Source organism: Allobosea sp. 67-29, assembly GCF_001898115.1.
Lineage (GTDB): Bacteria > Pseudomonadota > Alphaproteobacteria > Rhizobiales > Beijerinckiaceae > Allobosea.
Map to the genome: position 1 here is coordinate 122,247 of NZ_MKSQ01000014.1, position 8,287 is coordinate 130,533.

At 68.2% G+C, this 8,287-nt stretch carries 7 protein-coding genes and 1 pseudogene; 6 read left to right on the forward strand and 2 right to left on the reverse strand.

From position 1 onward, the window contains the following. Positions 1-40: 40 nt before the first annotated feature. Complete coding sequence (topA, locus tag BGO20_RS11835; protein WP_291663824.1) at positions 41-2,716, reverse strand: type I DNA topoisomerase; 2,676 nt, start codon at positions 2,714-2,716, stop codon at positions 41-43. A gap of 205 nt (positions 2,717-2,921) precedes the next feature. On the opposite strand from topA, the gene panB reads away from it, so the two are divergent. Then, a complete protein-coding gene (gene panB / locus BGO20_RS11840; protein ID WP_291663823.1) occupies positions 2,922-3,743 on the forward strand; it encodes a 3-methyl-2-oxobutanoate hydroxymethyltransferase in 822 nt (273 codons plus the stop codon). Between the two features lie 6 nt (positions 3,744-3,749). On the opposite strand, the gene BGO20_RS11845 is transcribed toward panB, so the two are convergent. Next, positions 3,750-4,886, reverse strand: coding sequence for a serine hydrolase domain-containing protein (locus BGO20_RS11845; RefSeq protein WP_291663822.1), 1,137 nt, complete (start codon positions 4,884-4,886; stop codon positions 3,750-3,752). Between the two features lie 160 nt (positions 4,887-5,046). Here BGO20_RS11845 and BGO20_RS11850 point away from each other — a divergent pair, with 160 nt between their 5' ends. The 5 genes and pseudogenes from BGO20_RS11850 to BGO20_RS11870 form a co-directional block, all read left to right on the forward strand. Further along, positions 5,047-5,502, forward strand: coding sequence for a MarR family winged helix-turn-helix transcriptional regulator (locus BGO20_RS11850; protein WP_291663821.1), 456 nt, complete (start codon positions 5,047-5,049; stop codon positions 5,500-5,502). Next, positions 5,499-6,725: a multidrug effflux MFS transporter gene (locus BGO20_RS11855; protein ID WP_291663820.1), complete on the forward strand. Its 1,227-nt coding sequence runs from the start codon at positions 5,499-5,501 to the stop codon at positions 6,723-6,725. The genes BGO20_RS11850 and BGO20_RS11855 overlap by 4 nt, the downstream gene beginning before the upstream one ends. 72 nt (positions 6,726-6,797) lie before the next feature. Further along, on the forward strand, positions 6,798-7,742 hold the full coding sequence (locus BGO20_RS11860; RefSeq protein ID WP_291663819.1) for an aspartate carbamoyltransferase catalytic subunit: 945 nt from the start codon (positions 6,798-6,800) through the stop codon (positions 7,740-7,742). 5 nt (positions 7,743-7,747) lie between these two features. Beyond that, positions 7,748-7,990, forward strand: coding sequence for a hypothetical protein (locus tag BGO20_RS11865; RefSeq protein ID WP_291663818.1), 243 nt, complete (start codon positions 7,748-7,750; stop codon positions 7,988-7,990). Further along, positions 7,983-8,287: pseudogene (locus BGO20_RS11870) on the forward strand (dihydroorotase); the annotation flags it as partial. The gene BGO20_RS11865 and the pseudogene BGO20_RS11870, both read left to right, overlap by 8 nt.

Here is an 8,287-nt window from a genome sequence, read left to right on the forward strand (position 1 = left end):
GGGAACCGTCCGGTGATCGATGCGGCCTTCGGCCGTCGCCTCACCCGTTCGCCGCCTTGGGGGCGGAGGAACCTTTCGCCGGCGCCTTCTCGGCCGAAGACTTCTTGGCCGCCGGCTTCTTGGCGGGAGCCTTCTTCGCCGGCGCCTTGGCCTTTGCGGCGCCGGCAGCCTTCGCCTTGCCCTTGGCACCGCCTTTCGTCGCCGCCTTGGCATTGACCAGCTCGATCGCCTGTTCGAGCGTCAGCGCGTCGGGCGATTGCGTCTTCGGCAGGGTCGCGAAGATCTTGCCCCAGGCGACGTAGGGGCCGTATTTGCCGGCCTTCACTTCCAGAGCGCCACCGTCGGGATGGTCACCGAGCGCCCGGCCCGGTGTCGCGGCCGCGCGGCCGCCGCGCCCGCCGCCGTTCTCCTTGGCAACGATCAGGTCGATGGCGCGGTTGGCGCCGAGTTCGAGCACGTCGTCGTCCTTGTCGATATTGGCGTAGGTCCGGCCGTGCTGGACATAGGGCCCGTAGCGGCCGATGCCGACCAGGATCGGTTCCCCCGATTCCGGATGCTTGGCCACTTCGCGCGGCAGGGAGAGCAGGGCGAGCGCCTTCTCCAGCGTAACGCTTGCCGGGCTCATGCCTTTGGGCAGGCTGGAGCGCTTGGGCTTATCGCCCTCGCCGAGCTGGATATAGGGGCCGAAGCGGCCGTCGCGCAGCGTGACTTCGAGATTGGTCACCGGGTCGGTGCCGAGGATGCGCACGCCCGGCGTACCCTGGCCGCCCTCGGCGCTGGCTTCGCCATCGGCGGCGGGGACGGAGAGGGGACGTGTATAACGGCATTCCGGGTAGTTCGAGCAGCCGACGAAAGCGCCGAACTTACCGAGCTTCAGCGAAAGCTGGCCGTTGCCGCAATTCGGGCAGACGCGCGGGTCGGAACCATCGGCCTTCTTCGGGAAGATATAGTCGCCGAGGATGCCGTTCAGTGCCTCCAGCACGTCGCCGACGCGCAGATCCTTGGTCTCGCCGATCGAGGCCTGGAACTCGTCCCAGAAGGCCCGCAGCAGCGCTTTCCAGTCGATCTCCGCATTCGAGACGCGGTCGAGGTTCTCTTCGAGGTTCGCCGTGAAGTCGTATTCGACATAGCGGCCGAAAAAGCTTTCCAGGAACGCCGTCACCAGCATGCCCTTGTCCTCGGGCACGAGGCGCTTCTTCTCGATGCGGACGTATTCACGGTCGCGCAGGGTCGAGAGCGTTGCTGAATAGGTCGACGGCCGGCCGATGCCGAGCTCTTCCATGCGCTTGATCAGGCTGGCTTCGGAATAGCGCGGCGGCGGCTCGGTGAAATGCTGGTCGGCGGCGATCGCGCGCTTCTCCAGCTTGTCGCCTGCCTTCATCGCCGGCAGCTTCTTGGAATCCTCGTCTTCCTCGTCGTCGCGGCTTTCCTGATAGAGCGTCAGGAAGCCGTCGAAGAGCACGACCTGTCCGGAGGCACGCAGTTCGAGGTTCCGGGCGCCGACCTTGGCCGCGATGTCGACCGTCGTGCGCTCCATCTCGGCCGATTCCATCTGGCTCGCGATGGTGCGCTTCCAGATCAGTTCGTAGAGCTTGGCCTGCTCGGGTTCGAGATGGCGCGCGACCATGGCCGGCAGGCGGCCGAGATCGGTCGGGCGGATGGCCTCGTGGGCCTCCTGCGCGTTCTTGGCCTTGACCGTGTATTTGCGCGGGGCGTTCGGGACGTATCTGTCGCCGAATTCCTTGCCGATGACGCGCCGTGCCGCGGCGATGGCCGAGCCGTCCATGTCGACGCCGTCGGTACGCATATAGGTGATCAGGCCGACCGTCTCGCCGCCGATATCGACGCCTTCATAGAGCCGCTGGGCGAGCTGCATGGTCCGCGCCGGGGCGAGGCCGAGCTTGCGCGAGGCCTCCTGCTGCAGCGTCGAGGTCTGGAAGGGCGGCTGCGGATGGCGCTTGACCGGCTTGGCCTCGACCTCGCTGACGGTGAAGAGCGCGGATTCCAGCGCCGCCTTGAAGGCCTTGGCCTCATCCTCGTTGCCGATGTCGAGACGGGCGATCTTTTTGCCGTCGGCGCCGACGAGGCGCGCCTCGAAGGTCTGGCCGGATTCCGTCGCGAGCGTCGCGACCAGCGACCAGTATTCACGGGCCCGGAAGGCTTCGATCTCGCGCTCGCGGTCGCAGACGAGGCGCAGCGCCACCGATTGCACGCGGCCAGCGGAGCGGGCACCCGGGAGCTTGCGCCACAGCACCGGCGACAGCGTGAAGCCGACGAGATAGTCGAGCGCCCGCCGCGCCAGATAGGCATCGACCAGCGCCTGGTCGATGGCGCGCGGATTGGCCAGCGCCTTCTGCACGGCGTCCTTGGTGACGGCGTTGAAGGTGACGCGCTCGACGGGGATGCCCTTCAGCACGCGCTTCTGGTTCAGCGCCTCCAGCACGTGCCAGGAGATCGCCTCGCCTTCGCGATCCGGGTCGGTGGCGAGGATCAGCTTCTCCGCGCCCTTCACGGCGCGCGCGATCTCGGCCACCTGCTTGGCGCCGCGGCCCTCGATCTCCCATTTCATGGAGAAGTCGTTGTCGGGCTCGACCGAGCCGTCCTTGGCCGGCAGGTCGCGGATATGCCCGAACGAGGCGATCACCTCGTAGTCGGAGCCCAGATATTTATTGATCGTCTTGGCCTTGGCCGGCGACTCGACGACGAGGAGCTTCATGATCTTGGTCTCGATGACAGCCCTGATCAGAGCGCGGAACCGGCCGGATGGACGGTTCCGCGACCCGCAAGACCGCTGCGGTTCGGAAGTGCGCGCGAAATTGGTTCAGCGGAGAAGCGGTGTCAAACGGCGATTGCGCTTTGCCTGGCGCAGCGGACCGTTTAGGGCCTTTCTCCGGCTCGGGCCAGGACATGGGGAGGCGAGCGTGTCGTCGCAAGCACAGATCAGGCGCCTGACCGCGCTGGACATTCGCAGACGCAAGGCGGCCGAGCCCATCGTGTCGCTGACCGCCTATACGGCGCCGATGGCGGCGCTGGCCGATCGGCACTGCGATTTCCTGCTCGTCGGAGATTCCCTGGGCATGGTCGTACACGGCCTCGACAGCACCGTACCTGTGACCCTGGAAATGATGATCCTGCACGGCCAGGCAGTGATGCGCGGCTCGCGGCGGGCGCTGGTCGTCATCGACATGCCCTTCGGCAGCTATGAGGAAAGCCCGGAGCAGGCCTTCCGCAATGCCGCCCGCATCATGCAGGAGACCGGCTGCGGCGCGGTCAAGCTCGAGGGCGGTCAGCGCATGGCCGCGACCATTCGCTTTCTCGTCGAGCGCGGCATCCCGGTGATGGCCCATGTCGGGCTGACGCCGCAGGCCGTCAATGTGCTCGGCGGCTTCAAGGCACAGGGGCGTGAGCGTGCCGAATGGCCCGCGATCACCGCCGACGCCGAGGCGGTGGCCGCGGCCGGGGCCTTCGCCGTGGTGCTCGAGGCGGTGGCCGAGCCGCTCGCCGCCGGGATCACAGCAAAGGTCGCGATCCCGACGATCGGCATCGGCGCCTCGGCGGCCTGCGATGGCCAGGTGCTGGTGCTCGACGACATGCTGGGCCTGACCGGGCGCGTGCCGAAATTCGTCAAGCTCTTCGGCAACCTCGCCGAGGACGTCGACAAGGCGGTGGCGGGCTACGCCGCCGAAGTCCGGGCCCGGCGTTTCCCGGGGCCGGAGCATGTCTACACGGTGAAGGAGAGCTGAGCCCGCTCAGCTCCGCGCCGCCAGCAGCCGGTCGATGAAGCCCTCGGTCGAGGCGCCGTTGATCCACCGCAGCACTGCCACGATGTCCTGTTCGGGCTCGACCCAGATCACGTTGCTGCCGGCGCCGAGTGCCGAGAAGGCGGTCTCGGGCAGGCCGGGTCGCGCCGCCGGCCCGCGCGCCAGCCACCAGAGATAGCCGTAGTTGCCGAGCGTGGGAGAGGGCGTCAGCGAGCGCTCGATCCAGTCGCGCGACACGATCTGCCGGCCGTTCCATTCGCCCCGGCGTGCCATCAGCAGGCCGAAGCGGGCATGGTCGCGCGCACCGATGAAGAGCCCGCCGCCCCAATGCCCGCCGCCGGGCACGGACTGGATGCGCTTCCCGTCGATCTCGACGAAGGAGGAGCTGTAGCCTTCCCAGCGCCAGTCGGGCGAGGCGCCGATCGGGTCCATGATCCGCTCGCGCAGCACCTCGGGCAGCGGCCGGCGAAAGAGCTGGAGAAGGGCATAGGACAAGACGTTCACGCGCACGTCGTTGTATTCGTAGAAGGAGCCCGGCTCCTTCAGGTCGCGGCGCTGGCCCTTGCGGCTGTTGTCGGCGCCGGGGCCGATCTGGCGGTTGTGGTCGACCTGGTCGGACTTGCCGAACAATTCGCCCTGCCACTCGCTCGATTGCTGCAGCAGGTGCCGCCAGGTGATCTTGCCGTTATGCGGCCCGGCGAAGGCCGGATCTTCGAGGCTTTGGCCCACGGGCTCCTCGACATCCCGGATCAGCCTCTCGCCGAAAGCGATGCCGGCAAGCACCGAGAGATAGCTCTTGGCGATCGAGAAGGTCATGTCGGTGCGGGTGGTGTCGCCCCATTCGGCGACGATGCGCCCGTCCTTCAGGACGAGTCCTGCCGGCCCCCCGCGCTCGCGCACCGGTCCGACGATCTCGGTCCAGGGCCCGGTCTCGTTCCACTCGACATTCCCGACATAGCTGCCGCCCGGGTAGTACAGGCTGCGCGGCCAGGGGCTTTCGTGCGCCTGCGCGAAGACGACGGCCTCGGCGAGCCTGCTGGCGTCGAAGCCGGCCTCGGCCGGCGCGATCGTCTGCCAGGCGCTCCCATGCGGGGCGGGGACATGAGCTTGGGAGGAGCCGGACACGCTGTGATCCTTTCGAGGCAGGCAGCCGGTTTCGCCGAAAGCGCCTGGTTGCGCAAGGAAGCAGCGGAGCCTCCTGCGTGGGTGGCGGGACGGATATGACGGCATCGCTGTTCAAAATAGATGTAGAGGCAACTATTGTCATTGCATCTAAGAGGGTGCCATGGCCTCCGAGCGCGCAAAGGACATGATCGGCCGCACGATCGCGCGGGCTGCCCGCTTGTGGAGGCGGGCGGTCGATATCCGGCTGCAGGCTTACGGCCTCACCGAGGCGACGTGGCTGCCGCTGCTGCACCTGTCGCGCGCCGCCGAGCCGATGCGCCAGAAGGACCTGGCGGCTTCGCTGAATCTGGACGGTTCCACGGTCGCTCGCTTGCTCGACGGTCTCCAGGCCGCCGCGCTGATCGAGCGCCGGGAGGATGAGACCGACCGCCGGGCCAAGACGATCCACCTGACGCCGGAGGCCGGGCAACTGGTCGCGCAGGTCGAAGCGATCTCGCGCGAGGTGCGGCTCGCGACGATCCTGGACATCCCGGACGCGGATATCGAGCGCACGGCTGCGGTCCTCGAGCGGATCTGCTCGGCGCTCGCCACGCTGACCGAAAGCGACGTTGCATGACGAAGACCACCGACATGTCTGTGCAGCGTGCGCCGCTGTGGCTGCTGGCGCTGATCACCTTCAGCGGCACGCTTGCCATGCATGTCTTCGTGCCGGCGCTGCCGCTGGCCGCGCGCGATCTCGAGGCCAGCGCCGGTTCGCTCCAGCTCACGATCAGCTTCTACATCCTCGGGCTTGCCTTCGGGCAGCTCTTCTACGGGCCGATCTCGGACCGCTTCGGCCGCCGTCCCGTCCTGATGGTCGGCTTGACCGTCTATACGCTGGCCAGCATCGCCGCGGCATTCACGCCCAGCGCCGAGGCGCTCGTCGCGACGCGGCTGCTGCAGGCGCTCGGCGGTTGCGCCGGGCTCGTGCTCGGCCGTGCCATCGTGCGCGATGGTTCAGGCATGGCCGATTCGACCCGCCGGCTCGCCACCATGAACCTGATCGTCGTCCTCGGGCCGGGCATCGCGCCGCTGATCGGCACCGCGGTATCGGAGACGCTTGGCTGGCGTGCGCTCTTCATCGGCCTTGCCGCGATGGGCGTCGCCAATCTGCTGCTCACCTGGCGCGTGCTGCCGGAGACGGCGCGGCCGGGCGCAGGCGTCGATTTCCGCTCGGTGCTCAGGGGCTATCGCCAGCTCATGCGCTCGCCCGCCTATCTCGGTTATGCGATCGGCGGCGGCCTCGCGACCACGCCGATGTACGCTTTCATCAGCGCGGCACCCTTCATCTTCACCACCGAGCTGGGCCGGCCGGCGCATGAGGTCGGTACCTACCTCGCCTTCGTCGTCGCCGGGATCTGGCTCGGCAATCTCGGTTCCAGCCGCCTCGTCGGCAGCGTCCGCGTCGGCTGGCTTCTGAGCGGTGGCAGCGCGATCAGCCTGCTGGGCGCGCTGGTGCTGACCGGGAGCGCCGTCTCCGGCCATCTCGGCGTTGCCTCGGTCCTGGCAGGTGCCTCGCTCTTCACCTTCGGGGCTGGCGTCGCCAGCGCGCCGGCCCTCGCCGAGGCGCTGAGCGTCGATCCCCGCCTCGCAGGGTCGGCCTCAGGCTTCTACGGCTTCATCCAGATGGCGATCGGCGCCTTCGCGACCTCGCTGGTGGGGCTGGGCGGGACGCCGGCGCTGTCCTCCGGCCTCGTGCTGACGGCTGCGGCTCTGGGAGCCCAGCTCTGCTTTGCATTGGCCCTGCGCGCGGCCCGCCTCGCCGCCGTCCAGCGTCTCGCGGCCGTCCCGGGAGAGTGAGAGGCTAACAAGGCTTTGATGGTCTCCAAGCCTTGCGCCGCGCCCGACTCGGGCCTAAGAACCCGGCTTCAAATGACATCGCCAGCGCCGCTCTATCCGCACCGTCACCTGCTCGGCATCGAGGGGCTGTCCCATCTCGACATCGAGGCGCTGTTGGACCGGGCGGAGAACTATGTCGCGCTCTCCCGGCAGGTCGAGAAGAAGGCGGCGACGCTGCGCGGCCGTACCCAGATCAACCTGTTTTTCGAGCCTTCGACCCGGACGCAGGCCTCCTTCGAGCTCGCGGGCAAGCGCCTCGGCGCGGACGTCATGAACATGTCGGTCGCCTCCTCCTCGGTGAAGAAGGGCGAGACGCTGATCGACACCGCAGCGACCCTCAACGCGATGCGGCCCGATATTATCGTCGTGCGTCATCACGCGGCCGGCGCGGTCAACCTGCTCGCCCGCAAGGTGAGCTGCTCGGTGGTGAATGCCGGCGACGGTGCCCATGAGCACCCGACTCAGGCCCTTCTCGACGCGCTGACGATCCGCCGCAACAAGGGCCGCATCCAGGGACTGACGGTGGCGATCTGCGGTGACATCCTGCATTCGCGCGTCGCCCGCTCCAACATCATCCTGCTCAATGCGCTCGGCGCCAAGGTGCGCCTGATCGCGCCCTCGACGCTGATGCCGCCTGGCATCGAGCGCATGGGCGTCGAGCTCTTCACCGACATGAACAAAGGGCTCGAAGGCGCTGACATCGTGATGATGCTGCGCCTTCAGCTCGAACGCATGCATGGCGCCTTCGTGCCGTCCTCGAAGGAGTATTTCCGTTATTACGGGCTCGACCGCGAGAAGCTGGAGCGCGCCGCGCCCGACGCGTTGGTGATGCATCCCGGGCCGATGAACCGCGGCGTCGAGATTTCCTCGGAGGTCGCCGACGGGGCCCAGTCGCTGATCCGCGAGCAGGTCGAGATGGGGGTTGCGGTCCGTATGGCGGTGCTGGACGCGCTTGCGCAGCACCTGCCGAATGTCTGAGGTCGATGGCGGCCCCGCGCGCCTGGTGGCTGGGAGCGTTGCGGCGGGCGCGGTTCGTCATCGTGGGGCTCTATCTCGTCGTCGCGGCCGGCTATCTCTGGGCCGACCCGCGCGCTGGCTGGACGTGGTTCATCGTCGTCGCCGGCGGCTTGCTCTGCTGTCTGTTCTGGGGGTTCGTCACCCGCCGGAGCTTCGTCTTCACGCGCCGCCCGGCTTCTGACGGCGGCAATGGATCCGGTCATGGCTGAAACGCAGGATATCGCCATCGTCAACGCCCGCCTGGTCGACCCGGCGACGGGGCGGGAGGGCGCGGGCTCTGTGCTGCTGCGCAACGGCACGATTGCGGACGTCGAGTGGGGCGCGGCACCGGCGACGGGCGAAGGCGTGCATCGCATCGATGCGAAGGGGCTCGTCCTGGCCCCGGGCCTGATCGACCTTCGCGCCTTCCTCGGCGAGCCCGGCGCGGAGTTCCGCGAAACGCTCGGTACCGGCTCGCATGCAGCGGCGGCCGGCGGTGTCACCACCATCGTCTGCCGGCCCGATAC